The 18,762-nt window shown below is 35.4% G+C and carries 19 protein-coding genes, 1 tRNA gene and 1 pseudogene; 3 read left to right on the forward strand and 18 right to left on the reverse strand.

Annotated features, from left to right (window positions below):
• Positions 1 to 46 precede the first annotated feature (46 nt).
• Positions 47 to 550, forward strand: a complete 504-nt coding sequence (locus PY770_RS05585) for a helix-turn-helix domain-containing protein (RefSeq protein WP_275045845.1) — start codon at positions 47 to 49, stop codon at positions 548 to 550.
• Positions 550 to 1,404 carry an IS3 family transposase gene (locus tag PY770_RS05590; protein WP_275045846.1) on the forward strand — a complete coding sequence of 285 codons (855 nt, stop codon included), beginning with the start codon at positions 550 to 552 and terminating at the stop codon, positions 1,402 to 1,404. Before PY770_RS05585 ends, PY770_RS05590 begins: the two co-directional genes overlap by 1 nt.
• A 63-nt stretch (positions 1,405 to 1,467) precedes the next feature.
• On the opposite strand, the gene PY770_RS05595 is transcribed toward PY770_RS05590, so the two are convergent.
• The 4 genes from PY770_RS05595 to PY770_RS05610 all read right to left on the reverse strand — a co-directional run bounded on the left by PY770_RS05595 (position 1,468) and on the right by PY770_RS05610 (position 4,693).
• Positions 1,468 to 1,540 (reverse strand) — tRNA-Arg (locus tag PY770_RS05595).
• A gap of 55 nt (positions 1,541 to 1,595) precedes the next feature.
• Positions 1,596 to 2,897, reverse strand: coding sequence for a DEAD/DEAH box helicase (locus PY770_RS05600; RefSeq protein ID WP_041817902.1), 1,302 nt, complete (start codon positions 2,895 to 2,897; stop codon positions 1,596 to 1,598).
• A 4-nt stretch (positions 2,898 to 2,901) separates the two neighbouring features.
• Positions 2,902 to 3,903, reverse strand: a complete 1,002-nt coding sequence (locus PY770_RS05605; RefSeq protein WP_103428918.1) for a Gfo/Idh/MocA family protein — start codon at positions 3,901 to 3,903, stop codon at positions 2,902 to 2,904.
• Positions 3,896 to 4,693, reverse strand: coding sequence for a GH25 family lysozyme (locus PY770_RS05610; RefSeq protein WP_275045847.1), 798 nt, complete (start codon positions 4,691 to 4,693; stop codon positions 3,896 to 3,898). Before PY770_RS05610 ends, PY770_RS05605 begins: the two co-directional genes overlap by 8 nt.
• A gap of 244 nt (positions 4,694 to 4,937) precedes the next feature.
• Between PY770_RS05610 and gntK the strand changes: the two genes are divergently transcribed.
• Positions 4,938 to 6,500 (forward strand): gluconokinase, encoded by a 1,563-nt coding sequence (gntK, locus tag PY770_RS05615; RefSeq protein WP_275045848.1) that lies wholly within the window; start codon positions 4,938 to 4,940, stop codon positions 6,498 to 6,500.
• Between the two features lie 273 nt (positions 6,501 to 6,773).
• On the opposite strand, the gene PY770_RS05620 is transcribed toward gntK, so the two are convergent.
• The 14 genes and pseudogenes from PY770_RS05620 to gatB form a co-directional block, all read right to left on the reverse strand.
• Positions 6,774 to 6,950, reverse strand: coding sequence for an MmcQ/YjbR family DNA-binding protein (locus PY770_RS05620; RefSeq protein WP_318530518.1), 177 nt, complete (start codon positions 6,948 to 6,950; stop codon positions 6,774 to 6,776).
• A 244-nt stretch (positions 6,951 to 7,194) separates the two neighbouring features.
• The gene (locus PY770_RS05625; protein WP_014082320.1) at positions 7,195 to 7,629 is read right to left on the reverse strand and encodes an ACT domain-containing protein; all 435 of its coding nucleotides are present in this window, start codon (positions 7,627 to 7,629) and stop codon (positions 7,195 to 7,197) included.
• 116 nt (positions 7,630 to 7,745) lie between these two features.
• The gene (locus PY770_RS05630) at positions 7,746 to 8,969 is read right to left on the reverse strand and encodes an ArgE/DapE family deacylase (RefSeq protein ID WP_103428915.1); all 1,224 of its coding nucleotides are present in this window, start codon (positions 8,967 to 8,969) and stop codon (positions 7,746 to 7,748) included.
• 141 nt (positions 8,970 to 9,110) lie between these two features.
• A complete protein-coding gene (locus PY770_RS05635) occupies positions 9,111 to 9,365 on the reverse strand; it encodes a GNAT family N-acetyltransferase (RefSeq protein ID WP_139571259.1) in 255 nt (84 codons plus the stop codon).
• A 9-nt stretch (positions 9,366 to 9,374) separates the two neighbouring features.
• Positions 9,375 to 9,518, reverse strand: coding sequence for a hypothetical protein (locus tag PY770_RS05640; RefSeq protein WP_163601040.1), 144 nt, complete (start codon positions 9,516 to 9,518; stop codon positions 9,375 to 9,377).
• 276 nt (positions 9,519 to 9,794) lie between these two features.
• Complete coding sequence (locus PY770_RS05645; protein ID WP_139562373.1) at positions 9,795 to 10,382, reverse strand: uracil-DNA glycosylase family protein; 588 nt, start codon at positions 10,380 to 10,382, stop codon at positions 9,795 to 9,797.
• Between the two features lie 81 nt (positions 10,383 to 10,463).
• Entirely contained in the window at positions 10,464 to 11,099 is a 636-nt protein-coding gene (locus PY770_RS05650) for a Crp/Fnr family transcriptional regulator (RefSeq protein WP_103450997.1), read from the reverse strand.
• Positions 11,100 to 11,118: 19 nt separating this feature from the next.
• The gene (locus PY770_RS05655) at positions 11,119 to 11,664 is read right to left on the reverse strand and encodes a DNA-binding protein (RefSeq protein WP_103450998.1); all 546 of its coding nucleotides are present in this window, start codon (positions 11,662 to 11,664) and stop codon (positions 11,119 to 11,121) included.
• Entirely contained in the window at positions 11,664 to 11,894 is a 231-nt protein-coding gene (locus PY770_RS05660; protein WP_003671691.1) for a heavy-metal-associated domain-containing protein, read from the reverse strand. Before PY770_RS05660 ends, PY770_RS05655 begins: the two co-directional genes overlap by 1 nt.
• Before the next feature lie 25 nt (positions 11,895 to 11,919).
• Positions 11,920 to 13,820: pseudogene (locus PY770_RS05665) on the reverse strand (heavy metal translocating P-type ATPase).
• 225 nt (positions 13,821 to 14,045) lie between these two features.
• Entirely contained in the window at positions 14,046 to 14,603 is a 558-nt protein-coding gene (locus tag PY770_RS05670) for a hypothetical protein (RefSeq protein ID WP_163600945.1), read from the reverse strand.
• A gap of 338 nt (positions 14,604 to 14,941) precedes the next feature.
• A complete protein-coding gene (gene rlmD, locus PY770_RS05675) occupies positions 14,942 to 16,324 on the reverse strand; it encodes a 23S rRNA (uracil(1939)-C(5))-methyltransferase RlmD (protein ID WP_163600946.1) in 1,383 nt (460 codons plus the stop codon).
• 56 nt (positions 16,325 to 16,380) lie between these two features.
• The gene (locus PY770_RS05680) at positions 16,381 to 17,319 is read right to left on the reverse strand and encodes a diacylglycerol kinase (protein WP_103428904.1); all 939 of its coding nucleotides are present in this window, start codon (positions 17,317 to 17,319) and stop codon (positions 16,381 to 16,383) included.
• Between the two features lie 16 nt (positions 17,320 to 17,335).
• Complete coding sequence (gene gatB / locus PY770_RS05685) at positions 17,336 to 18,757, reverse strand: Asp-tRNA(Asn)/Glu-tRNA(Gln) amidotransferase subunit GatB (protein ID WP_103428903.1); 1,422 nt, start codon at positions 18,755 to 18,757, stop codon at positions 17,336 to 17,338.
• Positions 18,758 to 18,762 lie beyond the last annotated feature (5 nt).

The following is an 18,762-nucleotide window of genomic DNA, read 5'->3' on the forward strand; positions in this document are numbered from 1 at the left end:
TGAACCCCATAAGTTGGACAAAAATCTAACTTATGGGGTTTTTGTTATGCCAAAAATAAATTACGAGTTAAAACAGCAAATTATAAAAGAATATTTTAATGGTACTGGGTCAACTACGTTGGCCAAAAAATATAAAGTTTCAAATTCAGTTATTTTAAGATGGATTAATAGAATTAAAAATGAAAATTTTGGAATGGTTACTAGTGAAAACCGTCATCGGATAGAGTATTCTATCGAATTTAAAATCAAAGTATTAAGCTATAAAAATTCGCATAATTGTACTTTATCAGAATTATGTAACAAATTTAAAATACATTCAGAAAGTACCATCTATTTTTGGCAGCGTCAGTTTGATGAATTAGGTATAATCGGATTATCAAGAAAACGAGGTAATCCAAAAATGAATAAAAATAAAGTAACAGAACAACCTAAATTATCAAAAGATGATGAACTTAAGCAGCTTAAAGAAGAAAACTTAATGCTTAGAATTCAAAATGAATATTTAAAAAAACTGAAAGTCCTAGATCAAAAACAAACAAAGAAAAAGTAATGGTAATTGATGATCTAAGGCATAAATTCAAAGTCAGTCTTAGCTTCATTTTAAAAGATGTTAAATTACCTAGAAGTAACTATTACTATGCGACTTCGTCACAATCAATAGACAAAGATAAAAATATAATTAAGTTAATAAATAGTATTAAAGAAATCAACCCTAACTATGGTTATAGAAAAGTTACGATGGCACTCAATAATGATGGATATAACGTTAATCACAAACGTGTTATTCATATTATGAAAAAATATAATCTTTTATCATCAGCTTTTGGAAAGAAGAAAAGAAAATATAGTTCATATAAAGGTAATGTTGGTAAAAGATTTAAAAATAGATTGAATCGTCGATTCAATACGCCAATTCCATTTCAAAAGTTAGTATCAGATACTACAGAGTTAAGGTATGGAAAACAAAGTATAAATGAACGTATATATTTAAATCCAGTACTAGATTTATTTTCTGGAGAGATAATTTCATATAGTATTAGTAACCATCCTGATTTTAATTCCGTCTTTTCACCAATTAAAGAAGCTATTTTGAAGCTACCTAAGACAAACTTCAAAAGATTCTTCCATTCTGATCAAGGAGTTCATTATCAAAATAAGCGATTAAATAAATTTCTAAAGAAAAACCACATTACCCAAAGCATGTCGCGTAAAGCAACCTGTTTAGATAATGCGGTTATTGAATCATTTTTTCACCTTTTAAAAATTAAAATAGGAAACAATTTTAGTACGAAAGAAGAATTAATAAATTCCGTTAGGAATTGGATTTATTATTACAATAATTTTCGTATTAAAACAAAACTAGGAGGCAAGTCTCCGATTCAATATCGAAAACTTGTCTCCTAGAAAAACTAAATAATGTGTCCAACTTTATGGGTTCACATCATCACATTTGTGAATTACTTTTTATGACCCCACTCAGGTTCGAACTGAGATCGATCGCTTAGGAGGCGACTGCCCTATCCAATTGTGCTATGGGGCCAACATCAATCTCCTTATTTTCTCACGATTATTGTCATCCGTAAAGAATGGCAAGCTTATTTCTTATGATATCCTTTGTTCTTTTGGTTCCGCTTTCGATTCTTTTTACGAGGTTTTTTTGGAGTTTCCACAACTGCTTGAACTTTTCTAATTCGTGCTTTTTTAACAGAAGGCTTAGTTCCCTTAACTTCTGGCACGACCTTTTGTTTGGCTAGTTCGTCTGCTTTTGCTTGATCAATATCTGCTTGGTCAACGTGATCAACTAATTTACCGCGGAAATAGTATAGGGGTTGTAAATCATATTCTTCATCCCGTAATAATTTCTTCAAATCACGTAAATCATGATCATCACCAAAGTTAATTACTAAGCCTGGTTCTCCCATTCGACCAGTTCGACCCACTCGATGAATATAAGTATTAGCTTCTTTAGGCAAATCATAGTTAACGACAGCTGGTAACTTAGGAATATCTAATCCCCGAGCAGCCACATCAGTTGTTAAAAGTAACTTGGTTTGTCCTTTTCTAAAGTTGCGTAATGCTTTCTCTCGTTGCATTTTGTTTTCTTCGCCACTTAATTTTTCGACAGGTGCATAACCTTGATGCTTAAAGTAATTAAAGGCACGGTTCAATTCAGTTTGTTGGTTAAAGAACACCAATGCTTTAAAATTAGTCAATTTGGTTAAACGATTTAACACATCGTTCCGTTTCCCACGAGAAACCTGAAATTGGCCGTGTTTAACCACACCACGACTCTTATCTAAGTCACGAACGTCAATAATGCGGGCAGGTTTACCCATCACTTCTTCTAAGTTATAGAGTACTTCATTATCAGTTGCTGAAAAATAAGCAACTTGGGCATCACGGGGGACAGCAGCAACAATTTGACGGGCTTTTTCTAATGAATCGTCTTGTAACAAGTCATCTGCTTCATCAATCACAACTGTATCGACATGATTAACTTTTAATTTCCGTTCATCTAATAAACTTAAAATTCGACCAGGTGTTCCAACGACAATTTCTGGTCGTTTCTTTAATTGTTCTTGTTGTCGTTTAACGTTAGCTCCTCCAATTAAAGGTAAAATTTTCACCTTAAAAGGACCAGCCCAGTCGCGAATAATACTCGTAACTTGCATGGCTAATTCTTGGGAAGGTTCCACAATTAAAGCTTGCGTTCCCTCACCTGCCATAATATTGGCTAAGATTGGCATTAAAAAGGCGACCGTTTTACCTGATCCGGTTGGGGATAGACCAACAATGTCTTCTCCCCCATCAATCATGGGTTGATAAACAGCCTTTTGGATTTCTGTTTGTTCTTTATAACCTAATTTTTCAAAACGTTTTACAAATTCTTCTAACACAGCGTTACTCCTTAAATTGATTGGGATAGTGAATTCCAGCAGAAACTGCTAGATTATTTAAAGTTTCGTTAACTTGTTGCATTAATTGCAACCAAGCTTGGTATTGTCTTTGAATTTCTGGATTATCATGATGATTAAGGACGTTTGCAAAATCAGTCATTTCTGGAATCATCGGATTCTTAACATATTTGGGGCTAATCACTTTGGTTTCATCTGGAGTAATTAATTTTACTTCAGTAAATTCTCCCCCATTATCAATTGCAATAATATCACGACCAGCATAAATTTCAGATTCATGTTTCGAACTCGAAATCTTGCTAAAGTTCAACGTAATATCATAATCGGCATAATGTAAAATGGCGGTTCCTTTACCATCTGCCCCAGTTGCAATCATCGTTGGATAATAAATTTGTTTGATTGGAAGTCCAAATAATCCAATCGCATCATAAAGCGGATAAATCCCTAAGTCGGCTAAAGCTCCACCCGCGAATTTAAAATTAAAAACGTTGGGAGTTTCGCCAGCCAACACTAAATCATAACGTGATGAATATTGACTGAACACAAAATCAGCACCAGCAAGTTGGTGAACTTTAGCTAGTGTTTTTTGCACTGCTTTAAATGCTGGCATATGCACGTTTCGTGCTGCTTCAAATAAACGAACCTGGGGATGAAGGGTTAATTCATCTAAAACTCGTTGCATTTGTCTTGGATTCATAAAAGCTGGTTTTTCCACAATCACATTTTTATCATGTTGGATGGCTTCTAAGACTTGGGCAAAGTGAAATACATTTGGCGAGGCAATGTAAACCGTGTCAAATTGATCTGATGACATAAAATCATTTAATGAGCAATATACCTGCTGACAATGATTTTTCTCTGCAAAGGCTTTGCCAGTATCTTCATGTCGTGAATAAACTGCTGCTAATTCATATTCACCAGTCGCTGTAGCAGCTTCCACCATCCGTTGTGTAATCCAATTTGTACCAATCGTTCCAATTTTAATCATTTGCGTTACTCTTTTCTAAATCATCACTTTTGAGTTGTTTTAAGTACTCTTCCCATTTTACCTTATTTCCATTGAAAGCCGACATCTCATACTCACTGATTTTACCATTATCATAAATTTGGTTGGCGTTACTTAGACCAATAAATTTAGAGTTTTTCGCATGCTGTTTTCCCGTGATTGCAAATTGAGCATGTGGAATCTTTTTCAAAATTTCATAATTTCGCTGATTGGTTTTAAGCAAAACTGGTCGATGATATTTATGATATAAATAAGCTGTCATTTCATTAACATCATTAAATAATTTCTTGGGTTTAACGTTATGCGAATTATAATTACCATAGTAGCTAATTCTAATTTCAATTGGGAGATCTCCAATATTGTTACCCACTGATTCAACAAAGTTTTTTTCTTGTCCTTTAATGGAACTTCCAAACCCAAACTGATGGTAAACTCCAATTTTCAAACCTGATCCAATGCTGCGTGAATAATTATCATTAAAATTATCATCTGTAAAACTTGCTCCTTGAGAAGCCCGAAGATAAGCGTATTTCATTCCATCTTGATTTACTTGAGTAAAATCAACATAAGAATCATCTTGATTAATGATTAACCCCCGAACTGGATGTTTCGTTAGAAATTGCTTTTGTTGCTGCCTTTGTCCCGCAATATGTTGAAAGATTAATAATCCAATCACACATAGACATAACAACAGTCCCATGATTATCATCCATTTCTGACGACGACTAACTCGTTGCTGCTGTTGATAAGCCTTTCGACTAAGTTTACTCATTTCAACTCCACTGCCAATAAATAGCATCTTTTAAATTTAATAAACAATTAATATTTATTTTAACATTATCAGTTATGTTAGTCATAAGTGAATAAAAACTAGCTTTCTTTTCTGAAAAGTAACCGAAACTTAAGATGTGCTTGATTGAATTGTATCCCTCACTCCAATATAATGTAAGCGCTACAAAAACTTTAAATTAAAGCTTTTTAAATGAATTTACTAACTTATTAAGGGGAACACTATTATGGAATACGTAATTGGTGTTGATATTGGTACTACCAGTGTCAAAACGGTTTTGTATGATGAAGATGGAAACGTTAAAGGTTATTCAAACGACCTCTATCCTTTATATCAAGATACAGCTGATATGGCTGAAGAAGATCCAGAAGAAATTTTTAGTGCCATGATTGAAGGACTAAATCATGTTTTAGAAAAAGCTGATTTAGAACATGGTAGCTTAAAAGGTGTCTCATATTCATGTGCTATGCACAGTGTGATTTGTTTAGACGAAAATTACAAACCACTTACTCGTGCAATTACGTGGGCTGATAACCGGGCCGTTAAATATGCTGACGAGTTAAAAGAAAACGGAATTGGTATGGAACTTTACAAAAAAACTGGAGTTCCTACTCATCCAATGACCCCATTAACTAAAATCATGTGGTTACGTAATGAAAAACCAGATATTTACAAAAAAACTCGTTACTTTGTTGGAATCAAAGAATACATTAACTACAAACTCTTTGGTGAATTAAAAGAAGACTACTCAATTGCCAATGCCACTGGTTTATTTAACATCTTTACTATGGATTGGGATGACCAAGCCTTAGAAGTAGCTGGCGTAACCCGTGATCAACTTCCCGAATTAGTTGATACAACTTACCAATTCAAAAGAATGGTTGACCACTACGCTAATATGATTGGAATTAACAAAGAAACTCAATTCGTCATCGGAGCTTCTGATGGTCCATTAGCTAACTTAGGAGTTAATGCTATTCAACCTGGTGTAGTTGCCGTTACCATTGGTACCTCTGGTGCTGTCCGGGTCGTTACTGATAAACCAACGATTGATCCTAAAGGTCGTGTGTTCTGTTACTACCTTTCTGAAAACATGTGGGTCGTTGGTGGACCAGTTAACAACGGTGGAATCGTCTTCCGTTGGGTTCGTGATCAACTTTGTTTACCAGAAAAAGTTACGGCTGAACAAATGCATCTCGATGCTTATGATTTATTGACCCAAATTGCTGCTGCCGTTCCCGCTGGTTCAGATGGTTTAATCTTCCTTCCATTCTTAGGTGGTGAACGTGCTCCTATCTGGGATGCAGATGCTCGCGGAACCTTCTTTGTTTTAACTCGTAAACACACCCGTGCTAACATGATTCGGGCTGCCCTTGAAGGAATTGTTTATAACTTATACACAGTTATGCTTGCCCTTGAAGAAGTTGTTGGTGAACCCAAGAAGATTCAAGCAACTGGTGGATTTGCCCGTTCTAAACTTTGGCGTCAAATGTTAGCTGATATTTTTGAACAAGACGTTAACATTCCTGAAAGTTTTGAAGGAACCGCTTTAGGTGCTGCTACTCTTGGAATGTACAGTCTTGGTATGATTAGTAGTTTATACGATGTTAGCAAGTTTGTTGGTGTTACCAATACTCACAAGCCTAACCCTAAGAACTACGAAGCCTACCGTGAATTAATTCCAATTTACATTCGCTTAAGTCGTTACCTCAAACCAGAATACAAAAACATTGCTACTTACCAACGTAAGCATGCCAATGACGTTTCTCAAGATACTAAAAAAGACTAAAACAAAAGGATTCCAGTACTGCTGGAATCCTTTTTCGTTGTATCTAAACATTAATGCGGTTACGATGAAGATGGATATAATCGTCACATTGTAAATGATAACTTAGCTGGCATGAAAAAGATTTTTGAATATGATGAACAACTTGATTTATTCTGGAAGCTTGCCAACTTAATTAACCAGATAAATTTAAGGGCTTTAAAAATTCTTCTCTGATAATTTCACCGACCGTTGGTACTTTTAAATATTTTTCATTCATTATTTATACCTCTTTTGCTAACTATTAGTTATTTGATAACTATCATCAATCAAATTTTTCAGTTCAGCAAAATCAGTCTCATCATTCAAAATCACACTACTCCAATGTTCTTTATTCATATGATAAGCAGAAAAATAGCCCCTTTTCTGCTGTAACAATCCAATTAATTCTGGATTTAATTTTAAATCAATTATCTACACTTCTTGGGTTCCTTCTAATCCTAATTTATTCATTGGAACATTCATTATCAATGCAAACCACTTGTTATCTTGTTTGTGTCTAAACGTTAAATAGTGCGGAAATTATTTAAAAGTCCGTTCACCAATTACCGCATATTTTTCCTTTATATAATCGATTGTTTGATCTAACATATTCATTTTAAACTCCTCTGCAAATTACAAAAACAACCGTGAAATTAATTCACAGTTGTTTTTTTGCTTATTCAATTGAAACTAAATTAACTTTACTAGTTCCATCTACATCTTTGATTGATTGTAATAATTCGTCAATCGTAATTTCCATCGTGCTCAAATCCAAAGAAATTACTACACTCGCAACTTTATGAATCGGAATGTTTTGGTTAATCGTTAAAATACTGGCTTTACTATCGGCAAACTTCTTCAAAACAGCCGAAAGAATCCCACGTTGATCATCTAACATTAAAGAAATGACGGCCTTACGATTCCAGTTGGCTTCGTCAGTTTCATAAACCGAGTCTTTGTATTTATAAAAACTTCCCCGACTAATTCCAACTTTTTTAACCGCTTCACTAATATTTTTGATTTTGCCACTATCTAATAATTGGCGTGCCTCAATCACTTTACTAAACGTATCTGGTAACAATGATTGATCAACAATATAATATTTATCTATTTTAAAACACCTCGATTTTCACATCTTGTTTTTCCAGTGAAACGAATTTAGCTCGCCAAACTGAAAGATGTTCATTAATTTCTGACTTTTTTATGTAAATCTTATTATTTATTTTATCACAAATATTCTTTAAACAATTTTTCATAAATATCAATAAAATCAAACCACATTTGTTCTGAAGCATATTCATTGGTTTGGTGCATTTTCAATGGGTTTCCTGGACCAAAGACGGCGTAGTTAGTTCCCATTAATTTATCTTTAAGTAACTCAGAAGCATCCGTTCCGCCAGCACCACTCAATACATCAAACTTATCATTTGAAAAAGGATTGAATCCCTGCTTAGCTTGCATTTCTTTCCCCTGTTGTTTTTCTGAAGGAGTGTATTCGGTGTTTTTCATGTAAGGAGTAGCAATTTTAATAATGTCTTTAATTAATTTTGATTCTGGATTTCCGATAACTGGAGGAATGTTCATTAAAATTTCAATTTCAATTTCACCAGCATGAGTTTGGTTAAACTCATCAACAACGGCTTTCACATCTGCCATAACTTCATCATTAGAATATTCAGGCACAATCCGCGTGTTAATTTCAGCTTCAGCATTTGCGGGAATTGCATTAATTTGAATTCCACCTTTGAAGATATCGACTGTAAAGGTTGTTTTCCCTAAAACATCATCTTGATTTTGTTCAGCTCGAGCTTCAACTTTCGTTTTGATTAATTCTAAAACATCCATTAAATTTTGAATCGCATTAATCCCAAAGTTAGGCCGTGAACTATGTGCGGCTTTTCCTTGTGCGGTAATCTTAAAGTCGACTTCACCCTTGTTGGCGTAAACTGTCCGGTAGCCAGTTGGTTCAGCAATTAAAAGCGTGTCTGAATCATTCATGGCTCCGTCAGCATATAATTGGTGAGAACCGTGCATATTTGATTCTTCGCCGGCCGTTAAAACTAAACGTAACGTTCCATTCAATGGAAACTCAGCATCTTTTAGAGTAATCATGGCAATCACTAATGCAGCAGTGCCACCTTTCATGTCAGTCACACCACTTCCATACATTTGGCCGTCTTTACGAACTAAAGTAAATGGATCAGTATCCCATTTATCGACATCGACCGCCACTGTATCTAAATGTCCACTAATCGTGAAAACCGGTTTTTGTCCGTTTCCAATTTCTGCAATTAAATTAGCTTCATGATTGCCTAAATTTTCAATTTCACTTTCGATTCCGTGTTCTAACAACAAGTCTTGTAAATATTGAGCCTCGGCAAGTTCGTTACCTTCTGAGGTGTTAAAACTAACTAATTTTTCTAATATCACTAATTTTTCTTCTTTATTCATTCATCTCACCTAACTAATGATTATTTTTGTAATTTTTTGACCATTACGAAATCAGTTTGAGGATCATCACCTAAATTAAAGGTATGAGTAGTTGTTTGTTTAAAACCAATCTCGTGATAAAAGGCTAATGCTTTATCATTATCACTCCAGACCCCCAAGCCAAAGATACTCTGCATAGTCTTGTTTAGCAGTTTCTTCCGCAAACTCTAATAATTTTCGACCGAGCCCTTGGCGTTTAAAAGCGGGTAAAACATATAATTTTTCAATTTCAACTGATTCTCCATCGTAAGTTTCCGTTTGAGCTTCAGCAAAATTAAGTTTCATATAACCAGCTGTATTTCCATCTTTCATTATAAAGTAAAAAGCACAATTTGACTGCTCTAATTGAGTTACAATTTGGGCTGGTTAATATGAATCCTTTAAATAATCAGCGATATTTTGGTCAGCACTAGAACCACGATAAGTATCCCAAAAAGTATCGACAATCATTTTGTGTAACTTTTGGACATTTTTAGGTGTATTAGTAATCTTTTTAATTTCGGTATCCATTTAATTTATGACCTTTCAATAATGCCAATAAAGTTCGATTTTTATTAAACTATACAAAAAAACAAGCGATGTCAATCGTTTCCAGGTGACATTACTTGTTTTGAAGATGTGGTATTAAAAACAGAAAATTATATTCACCGGTACAACACGGAAAGAATTAGAATAGCTGTCTAACTAAATTTGTGCCATTTATTGACATAGGAGCAAATAATAATTCATTGTTGCTTCTGGGCCTATACCACCGATAATGCCTGGTTTCTGCATCTGGATCATCCCCTAATTATTTAGAATTATTTGAATTCTTCTTTGCAGGTCTGGAATTACCTGCTCCTCGAACCATGGATTTTTTGCCTCCCAAATTTTATTTCGTGGTGACGGATGAACGATTGGAAAATAGTCTGGCAGGTATTGCTGATAGTTCCTGACAATATCAGTCAACCGATCTTTGTACCTTAGATGAAGGTACCTCCTCGTTGCATAAGCACCCACTAAAATGGTTAGTTGACTGTCATGCATTAACTTTAATAGTTGTGGATGCCATTTTTTAGCAAAGTCCTTGCGCGGTGGAAGATCTCCAGACTTGCCTTTCCCGGGATAATAAAAATCCATTGGTAAAATTGCAATCATTCCAGAATTATAGAAAACGTCTCTCGAAACCCCTAACCAGGTCCGAAGACGATCACCACTAGGATCATCCCAGAATTTCATTTTTTCTTGGGCAATTCGTCCTGGTGCTTGACCAATGATATTTATTCTGGCAGATGAAGAAGCATAGTAAAGTGGCTTGATCCCTTGCTTTGTAAAAGATTCATTATCAGGATCTGCTTGAATTTCTTGAAAAATTTTTTGAAATTCACTTTGCATATAATATGACCCGCCTTTCTCTTATTTTCTAAACTGATATAACGTGTATATTATCAACTAAGCAATAATTGCCTAATTAAACTAATTTTCGAATAATTCAATTCGACGTAATTGACGCTTCAGTTGACCTTGCTTTTCTAATAAAGCAAATTTACGAGACAGGGTCTCAGGTGTTGTTCCAAGGTATAAAGCTAAGTCCTTCATTTTTAAGGATAAGGTAAAATTGTTTTTACCAATTTCATCTGCATATGTTTGTAAATACTTTAATAACCGGTCTTCAACCTTCGGTAAAGCCAACAAGTGAATTTGTTTTTGCATTTCCGAAACTTTAACAATATTTAGTTCCAATAATTGAATACTTAATTCTGGCTGTTTATGCATCAGCTTCAGTAGATCCCGCCGTTTTAATAAACAAATTTCACTGTGTTCCGTAGCCTCGACGTAATTATTGATATTTTCTTGACCAAAAAGCCAATCCTCACCAATATAATCACCTGTATGCAAGATTTGCAAAACATTCTCATAGCCGTCTTCATCTAAGGTGTACTGCTTAGCGTTACCATCAGCGATAATTACTAAATTATCATTTATCGTTGGATCAATTATCACTTCACCCTTTTGATAGTTTTTATGCTGAACTAATTTTTCGATTTGCATCTTCTCATCCTGAGGTAAAGCATTAAATAGTGGTACTAAGTTAACACATAAATCAGCCATTAAATTCATCGTCCTTTAATTAAAAGTCATCATCGTCGTCTTCGACATACAATCCTTCTTTTAGTTCATGACCTAAGAAGTCCTGAGTTACCCGAATTTGCTCCTTAATCCAAGCCATTAAATTAGTTAAATTAGCAGATAATTCTGGCCAACTTTCATTGTTAGCTAAAGCAATTGCCTTAGTAATGAAGAGCGTTTGCGTATCAAAATCTTTTACCAAGGCAAATAATTGCTTATCATCTGCTAAATATTTACTACTGCCATCTTCTTCTAGCATAGTATATTCCTTAAATTGAGCTGTAATTGTTGGAATACTTTCACCATTATTAACCAATAAGTGATTCAATTGGTCAAATTCCTGACGTTCATAAACAATCCAACCAGCAGCTTTTTCGGCTAAAAAAAGACTAGCAGATCCTTTAGCAAATAAGTTAGCTTGGTTAATCTTTAAAGAATGGATTAACAAGTTAGAAATAATGTGACCAGTCATGGCAGCTGCAGTTGGCTGATGGTGATCAAGGTCGCTTTGCTTCAATTCCGCCTGGTATTTTTCTTCTGCATTCATCAGTTAAGCTCCTTTTCCTTAATTCCTTGTACTTCATAACCCATTTTTTCAATAGCTGTCTTGACGTCAACAGTTTTAGTCTTATCAGGATCCAACGTAAATTTTAGCTTTCCTGCATTGAATAAAACTTTGATTTGGTCGGTTCCATCCAAACTACCAACCGCCCTTTCAATTTTGCTTAAGCATGAAGGACAGGTCATGCCAGATAATTTCATCATTACTTTTTCCATGATTAAATTCCCCTCCCTTATTAATTTACATATCTAATGCTACTTTGTTTTGTTGATTATAAACTTGATGATCGTCAATTTTTGTTGAAATTTGATTAATCTCATCCCGTTCAAGATAACAATTAAGATGCTAAATTCATGAATAAACATCCCACTTGCCATTTCAACATAACCCGCAAACAAACCGATGAACAACAATAAGACTGTCAGTAAAGCCATCACGATATTTTCATTCATGTTCAAAATTGTCTTCTTGGATAATCCAAGGGCATAAGCGATCTTTCGCAAGTCATTTTTAACTAAAACTATGTCTGAAACTTCAATGGCAACATCCGCTCCACTACCAACGGCAATTGCAACATTAGCATTAGCTAAGGCCGGACTATCATTGATCCCATCACCAATAAAAGCAATATGGTGTCCCTTAGCTCTTTCTTTTTTAACAAAAGCAGCCTTGTCTTGTGGCAACATTTGACCATGAACTTCATCGATTGGCAACTTCGCCGCAATTCGTTCAGCAGTTTCTTGATTGTCTCCAGAAAGCATCACTAGCTTCTTAACCCCTAATTCTTTTAAGTGGGTTAAAGCATCATTAGCTTCTGGACGCAATTGGTCTTTAATGCCAAAAACAGCTAATTGACTTTGGTCCTCATTGGCAAAAGTGACAATTGAATTACCTAATTGACTCAAATGATCAATTGTTTTACCCAATTTTGCATTGGCACGAGTATTTTCAACAATTAATTTTTGGTTACCTAAATAATATTTTTGATTATTTAAAGTGGCGATGATTCCCTTACCCTTAACAGTTTCCACTTTAATTGAAGCTGGCTTTTGTTTATTTAATTTGGCAATTGCCTGAGCTAAGGGGTGGTTACTTTGACGCTCAATTTGAGCAGCTAATTTAATAATTTCATCTTTGGGCCCATTTAATACCTCAATTGCACTAACTTCTGGATGTCCAACAGTCAAAGTGCCGGTTTTATCAAAAGCAATTTCATCAATCCGATGAGTTTGGTCCATCACTTGCGACCCTTTAAACATAATGCCATTTTTAGCACCATTACCGATACCAGTAACTGTAGATACTGGCACACCAATAACTAAAGCACCTGGGCAACCCAGCACCATAACTGTAATAGCCAGCCTAAGGTCTTTAGTAATTAAACCTACAACGATTGCAATTATAAGTACGGCGGGAGTGTAATATTTGGAAAACCGGTTAATTAACTTTTCTGTATGTGACTTTGTATCTTGTGCTTCTTCAACTATTTCGATAATTTTACCGAAAGTCGTATCTTCACCGACTGCGGTAGTTTCGACAGTCAATGTACCGTTTTCAAGGATAGTTCCTGCATATACTTCATTACCGGCTTTTTTATTAACTAATTTAGATTCACCGTTAACACTGGCTTCATTAAGATAACCAGAACCTGAAATAACCTTGCCATCGACTGGAACCTGATCACCAGTTTTAACTAAAATCTTCTCACCAGGATCAATGAAATCGACGTCTTCTTTCTCAGTTGAGCCATCATCTTGAACAACTAACGCAGTCTGTGGTGCCATTTTGGTTAAATCAGCGACGGCTGACCGCGTTTTCTTTAGGGTTAATTCTTCCAGTACATCTCCTAACATGAATAGCCAAGTAACAATGGCTGCTTCATTAAATTCACCAATAATGAAGGCACCGATTACCGCCATCGATACTAAAACATCAATAGAAATTAATTTAACCCTTAAAGATGAAATAGCCGTCAAAACAATTGGAAGCACTCCGACAATCCCCACGATAAGCATTAAAGCCTGGTATGGTAAATTCATGTGCAATAGCCATTTAGATCCTTCAGCAAGCAACAGCAGAATAGTATTAACAAACAAAAGCTGCTTTTTGTACCTCATAAAAAATTGTTGTAACTTAATCATTTTTCACCTCTCCCTTTCTTGACACTACATATCATAGGTAAAAAACAATTTAGGTGACTTGACTGTTATCAAGATACTAGTGTCTTTTTATATTTATCTTTTAAACAAAAAATCACAGTTTTATCGTGTAAATTTCGTTTAATAAAAGAGAGAATATACAAAAAAAAGACTAGAAACCATGCAAAAAGCATAGACTCTAGCTTTCAAATTTCAGTTCTATAAAAATTAATGTGCCAATTTAATCTCTCCAGCAGCAATTGGCAAAGTTGTATGTGCATCATAACTCATAACATTACCGGCAACGCTAGATGGTAATTTAAGATCCGCTGGTACGCCGTGAACATAAACTACTCGTTTATCTAATTGAAGATCCTCACTACCAAATGCTTGCTTAAATTTTGCTTGTAAATCTTTTAATGGGACATCCTTATCATATTCATAATGACCGTATTTATCTGCAACCGGATAGCCATCATGGGGAATGTTCATTTCTTGTGGTACATCATCAAAAGGAACCATCGTTGTCCCAGATACTGCCTCTGTTTCAGGTAAATCAATAAAACCATCATGATTCACGTCCTGCATTAGCGTCGGAACATGAGCTTGTTTCCCATCTGGAAATCCATGGAAATGTTCCCAATGTTCAATATTGGCAGGCGTATCAAACATTTCCACATGAATATGAAGGCTATTACCATTTTCACTAAATGTTGCTATTCCATTCGCCTGTGTTTCAATTTTATCCGCATTTATTGGTTTAATTTTTGCAATATAATCAACCATATTTCTCATCCTTCCATTTGACTATTGCGATATAAATCTAGCATAAAAGCATTTTACAAAAATTGATTAGAATCAATAAATTAAATCTTTGATTATAAATATCTTTAATAATTAACATCCATTATCTTATCGTCATGTCAACCATTACTGCTTCTCTCATCAACTTAACCAACTCACCTCCCCAAAACGGACACTTATCTACACAACCTAAAAATCCAGCACGTTGTCCACTCGACCCTCTAGCTCAATAAGCAAAAAGTGTACTAATTCCAATCACCAAAAGAGGAATTAGTACACTTTTCATCTATCAAGAATGCCGGCATACCAGCGTTTACAGGCTATTTATCTGTGCGATCAAGGACGGTTACGGATTCCACATGCGGCGTTTGTGGGAATTGATCAACTGGTTGAACCGGTTGGTTAATCTTGTAGCCACCTTCTTCAAGTAACTTAGCGTCACGAACTAACGTAGCTGGGTTACATGAAACATACACTAAACGTTCTGGTTTCATCTTTAACACAGTTTCGATGAAACTTTCATCCATTCCCTTACGAGGAGGATCAACGACAATCACGTCCGGTTTGATGCCATCTTCAGCCCATTGTTTCATTTGCTTTTCGGCTTTACCAACCACAAAAGTTGCGTTATCAATGTGGTTTAACTTAGCGTTAGTTCTGGCATCTTCAATGGCTTCTTTAACCACATCAACACCATAAACATGCTTAACGTTTGGTGCCATGGCTAAGGAAATAGTTCCAATTCCACAGTAAGCATCAATAACAATGTCATCTTTAGTTAATTTAGCTTTTTCAATGGCAAGTTTGTAGAGTTTTTCCGTTTGGAAAGGATTGACTTGGTAAAATGACAATGGTGAAATCATAAACTTCGTGCCCATCAATTGATCCATGATGTAGTTTTTACCTTCCAACATGAAGTTCTTGTCACCCATTAATTTATTACCTTTACCAGTATTAATGTTCATCATTAAACTGTCTAAGTTAGGTATTTTTTCCATAATATCATGCGTAATTTCTTGGGCATGTGGTAAATCACGACCATTAACGACAATGACAATCATCATTTCATGACTGTAAAAACCGTAACGGACCATGATGTTCCGAATTAAGCCTTCGTGGGTAACTTCGTTGTATGCGGCAATGTTGTATTTCCGTAATACATCTCGAACCACCACAATAGCCTTATCAATTTCTGGATTTTGAATATAGAAATCTTCAATTGGAATCAAGTCATGACTGTGACGACGGTAAAAACCAGTTTCTAATCGGTTATTAATCATCCGCACTGGAATTTGAGCTTTATTCCGGTATTGCATGGGTTTTTCCATCCCAATCGTTGGATTAACTTCAACGTCAATGTGATCTTTTTTGAACATTTCAGCAATTTGGTGTTGTTTGAATTCAAGTTGTTTGTCGTAGCTTAAATGTTGTAATGGTGCAATTCCGGCTTGAGTATAACGTTTATCCACGGCTTTTACTCGATCTGGACTCTTCTTCAAGATTTTTTCTAGTTTAGCAAACGCAAAGTTCCGTTTTACTTTTAAAACTTTAATTTTTACTTCTTCACCAGGTAGAGCATCTTCAATAAAAATTGGGAAATGTTCCCCAACTTTTGCAACACCCATTCCTTCGTATGTTAAATCAGTAACGGAAACCGTTAATTCTTCGTTTTTGGTTACTGGTGCATCAATTTTTTTACTCATTTTTTCTCCCTAATAAAAAGTTTTGCCGTATAATCCGACAAAACTTTTTAAGTTTATTACTGGTCAGTTAGTTTTTTATTTTTTAGATTGGCAAAAATTTGGATATGTTGTTTTAAATTAGTAAACTTCATTGGGGCATTCCCCCCAAATTCACCATCTAAATTAATGGGCATTTTACGACCCGTTTTTGGTACTATTGAGAAATTCTTGGTCTTCTTATAAACGATTCGATTATCATCGATGTGACGTCCGCCATTTAAGGCTTTCGTAATCAATTGTAAGACTTCAAAGACATTTCCCGTTTTGACAATAATCATGGTAAAGTTTCCGTCATTCAAAGAGGCATCGGGAACTAATTGTTCCAAACCACCCACTGAATTCGTCATTGCAAGGAAAAACATTAAGGCTTTTCCTTTGTATTCTCCACCATCATATTGGGCTTCAATTTGAACAGGATGACTACTTGGTAACATTTCAACGGCCTTTAACATGTATGCCATGTAACCAAAGATTGTTTTCAAATCTGAAGGTACGTCGTAGGTTAATTCGGTTAAACGTCCACCAGCTGCAATGTTAACAAAGTAACGCGTTTCGTGTTCGTTGTATGCTTTACCAACGTCCATTGGCATTAGTTCACCATCAATCATTACTTTAGCAGCTTCCACAAAATCATCACGTGGAATTCCCAATGCTCTAGCAAAATCATTCGTAGTTCCAGCAGGAATAATCCCTAATTTTGGTCGTTGTTCTAACGGAGCAATTCCATTAATTACATCATTAATGGTCCCATCTCCTCCAGCTGCAACGATTAAATCAAAGCCATCTTTAGCAACACGAGCCGCTTCGTCTCTAGCAGAATGTGGTTTTGGCGTAGTCGCAAAAGTACTAGTTTCGTAACCTCCATTTTCTAGGACATTTAAAATATCAACCAACTTCGGCTTGAGAGTCTCCCTCCCCGAACTTGGATTATAAATTATACGTGCTCGCTTTACCATCGTTACACCACTTTCTCTACTTATTTAATGATTCCATCAAAATTTTGTTAACCACTGATGGATTGGCTTTACCTTGGGTTTTCTTCATAATTTGACCAACCAAGAAACCAATGGCACGATCTTTACCATTGTTAAAATCTTCAATTGATTGGGGGTTAGCTGCTAAGACTTCGTCAATAATTGGTTGAAGTTTAGCGGGGTCAGATAATTGAACTAAGCCCTTTTCTTCAACAAATTGTTTTGGATCTTTACCATCTGTAATGGCTTTAAAGACTTTTTTGGCCATCTTAGTTGAAATGGTTTTATCCATAATCATCTTAATCATAGTTGTCAAGGCTTCAGGGGTAATTTTTGTATCAGCTAAATCAACTTGTTTGTCATTCAAGTAGGCGTTCACATCACCTTGAAGGTAATTAGAAGCCATCTTAGGATCACTCCCAAGTTCAATTAACTTATCAAAGAAATCTGACATTTCTTTAGTTTGGGTAAGAACCATTGCATCATATTCGGTAAGTCCCATATCTTCCACATAACGTTTCCGACGACTTTCAGGCATTTCTGGAAGAGCTTCTCTAAGTTCGTTAATCCATTCTTCAGAAATATCAAGACTTGGAAGATCAGGTTCTGGGAAGTAACGATAATCATCTTTACCTTCTTTAACCCGCATCAAGTAGGTCTTGCCGTTTAATTCATCGTAACGACGAGTTTCGGCACCAATTGTACCACCAGACATTAAGACTTGGGCTTGACGAACTTCTTCATATGCTAAAGCTTTACGCACGTAGTTAAAGGAGTTCAAGTTTTTAAGTTCGACTTTTTGCCCTAACTTATCACTACCAACGGGACGAATGGAAATATTACAATCAACCCGCATGGACCCTTCTTCCATTTTAACATCAGAAATTCCAGTAAATTGAATCCGTTGACGAAGTCCTTCAAGATAATCGTAAGCTTCTTGAGGACTTGACATTTCTGCTTTAGAAACAATTTCAATCAAAGGTGTTCCTTGACGGTTTAAATCAACGTAAGAATATGTCTTTCCGTGGGTGTTCTTTCCAGCATCTTCTTCCACGTGCATTTCTTCAATTCCAATTTTCTTAGTACCATTAGCGGTTTTAACTTCAATCCAACCATTACGAGCGGCAGGAATGTCATTTTCTGTAACTTGGTAACCCTTTGGATTATCAGGATAGAAGTAGTTTTTCCGATCAAAGTGAGGATGTCTAGAAATATCAGCATGTAAAGCTAAAGCAGCTGTAATTCCGTTGGCAATTACTTGTTTGTTAACCGTTGGCAACGTTCCGGGATAACCCCAATCAATCACGTTGGTGTTGGCATTTGCTTCAACACCATATTTAACGGGAGAAGGACTAAAAATCTTTGAATTAGTTTTTAATTCAACGTGAACTTCTAGACCGATAGTCGTTTCAAAATTCATAAGTA

The organism is Fructilactobacillus sanfranciscensis, assembly GCF_029023685.1.
Classification (GTDB): domain Bacteria; phylum Bacillota; class Bacilli; order Lactobacillales; family Lactobacillaceae; genus Fructilactobacillus; species Fructilactobacillus sanfranciscensis.

What these genes read in the sequence shown, in the direction of transcription:
- PY770_RS05585 (WP_275045845.1), top strand. Translation starts at nt 47, where the DNA reads ATGCCAAAAATAAATTACGAGTTAAAACAGCAAATTATAAAAGAATAT.
- PY770_RS05590 (WP_275045846.1), top strand. Translation starts at nt 550, where the DNA reads ATGGTAATTGATGATCTAAGGCATAAATTCAAAGTCAGTCTTAGCTTC.
- PY770_RS05605 (WP_103428918.1), bottom strand. Translation starts at nt 3,903, where the DNA reads ATGATTAAAATTGGAACGATTGGTACAAATTGGATTACACAACGGATG.
- PY770_RS05610 (WP_275045847.1), bottom strand. Translation starts at nt 4,693, where the DNA reads ATGAGTAAACTTAGTCGAAAGGCTTATCAACAGCAGCAACGAGTTAGT.
- gntK (WP_275045848.1), top strand. Translation starts at nt 4,938, where the DNA reads ATGGAATACGTAATTGGTGTTGATATTGGTACTACCAGTGTCAAAACG.
- PY770_RS05630 (WP_103428915.1), bottom strand. Translation starts at nt 8,969, where the DNA reads ATGAATAAAGAAGAAAAATTAGTGATATTAGAAAAATTAGTTAGTTTT.
- PY770_RS05640 (WP_163601040.1), bottom strand. Translation starts at nt 9,518, where the DNA reads ATGGATACCGAAATTAAAAAGATTACTAATACACCTAAAAATGTCCAA.
- PY770_RS05645 (WP_139562373.1), bottom strand. Translation starts at nt 10,382, where the DNA reads ATGCAAAGTGAATTTCAAAAAATTTTTCAAGAAATTCAAGCAGATCCT.
- PY770_RS05650 (WP_103450997.1), bottom strand. Translation starts at nt 11,099, where the DNA reads ATGGCTGATTTATGTGTTAACTTAGTACCACTATTTAATGCTTTACCT.
- PY770_RS05655 (WP_103450998.1), bottom strand. Translation starts at nt 11,664, where the DNA reads ATGAATGCAGAAGAAAAATACCAGGCGGAATTGAAGCAAAGCGACCTT.
- PY770_RS05660 (WP_003671691.1), bottom strand. Translation starts at nt 11,894, where the DNA reads ATGGAAAAAGTAATGATGAAATTATCTGGCATGACCTGTCCTTCATGC.
- PY770_RS05670 (WP_163600945.1), bottom strand. Translation starts at nt 14,603, where the DNA reads ATGGTTGATTATATTGCAAAAATTAAACCAATAAATGCGGATAAAATT.
- rlmD (WP_163600946.1), bottom strand. Translation starts at nt 16,324, where the DNA reads ATGAGTAAAAAAATTGATGCACCAGTAACCAAAAACGAAGAATTAACG.
- PY770_RS05680 (WP_103428904.1), bottom strand. Translation starts at nt 17,319, where the DNA reads ATGGTAAAGCGAGCACGTATAATTTATAATCCAAGTTCGGGGAGGGAG.
- gatB (WP_103428903.1), bottom strand. Translation starts at nt 18,757, where the DNA reads ATGAATTTTGAAACGACTATCGGTCTAGAAGTTCACGTTGAATTAAAA.